The sequence below is a fragment of the Streptomyces sp. NPDC020299 genome, assembly GCF_044387825.1.
In the GTDB taxonomy this organism is placed as follows: Bacteria; Actinomycetota; Actinomycetes; order Streptomycetales; family Streptomycetaceae; genus Streptomyces.
This window is the reverse complement of record NZ_JBIRWL010000032.1, coordinates 81,734-82,023: the sequence shown is the minus strand read 5'-3', so window position 1 is coordinate 82,023 and position 290 is coordinate 81,734. Positions and strand designations below refer to the sequence as shown.

Annotated in this window: 1 pseudogene; it reads right to left on the bottom strand. The window is 64.1% G+C overall.

Going from position 1 to position 290, the window contains the following annotated elements:
• Positions 1-104 (bottom strand): annotated as a pseudogene (locus ACH45E_RS43850) (DNA-directed RNA polymerase subunit alpha); the annotation flags it as partial.
• Between the last annotated feature and the right edge of the window lie 186 nt (positions 105-290).

Below are 290 nucleotides of genomic sequence, written 5' to 3'. Positions count from 1 at the left end.
CCGAGGGTGTAGCCGAAGCCCGGCTCCAGCGGCTCGATCACGAACCGGGAGCGGAACTCGTCGACGACCTCTTCGGTCAACGAGGGACGCTGAGCGATCAGCATGTGTGGATCAGATCCTTCTTTCGTGGACGCCCGCTATTTGACGTCCGACGGAAACCACGCCCGTGAAGAGCGCGAGTACTGCAAGGGTACGGGCGGTACGGCCCCTTTACGGATGCCGTACCGCCCGAAACCCCAAGCCCGTGAAGCGACGAACGTCAGACGCGACGACGCTTCGGCGGACGGCAG